This window comes from Rhodoplanes roseus (genome assembly GCF_003258865.1).
GTDB classification, from domain to species: Bacteria; Pseudomonadota; Alphaproteobacteria; order Rhizobiales; family Xanthobacteraceae; genus Rhodoplanes; species Rhodoplanes roseus.
The window spans coordinates 1-501 of sequence record NZ_NPEX01000658.1 but is presented as its reverse complement, the minus strand read 5'-3'; the positions used below and the strand labels follow the sequence as shown (position 1 = coordinate 501).

1 protein-coding gene is annotated in these 501 nt (G+C 62.5%); it reads left to right on the top strand.

Annotated elements, in window-relative coordinates:
- The coding region (locus CH341_RS31845) for a molybdopterin-dependent oxidoreductase (protein WP_146604730.1) at positions 1-501 on the top strand (501 nt) is incomplete at both ends.

Sequence of the window (501 nt, the reverse complement as noted above, 5' to 3'; positions counted from 1 at the left end):
GATGGCGGCAAATGGCTTCGCCGATTGGCGTCTTTCCGTCACCGGCCTCGTCGAGCGGCCGCAATCCCTATCTCTCGACGAGCTGCGCACCATGCCGGCGCGCACGCAGATCACGCGGCATGACTGCGTCGAGGGATGGAGCTGCATTGCCAAATGGACGGGTGTGCCACTCGCCGCCGTCCTCGACGAAGCCGGAGTCAAAGCTGGCGGTAGCTACGTGATTTTCCGCTGCGCCGATACGCTCGGTCGCGAAAAATACTATGAATCGATCGACATGATCGACGCGCGCCACCCGCAGACGATCCTCGCCTACGGCCTCAACGACGAAACGCTGCCGATATCGAACGGTGCGCCACTGCGCGTACGCGTCGAACGCCAGCTCGGCTATAAGATGGCAAAATACGTCATGGGCATCGAGGTCGTGGGGAGCTTCGCCCCAATTCGTGGCGGCAAGGGCGGCTATTGGGAAGACCGCGGCTACGAGTGGTACGCCGGCATCTG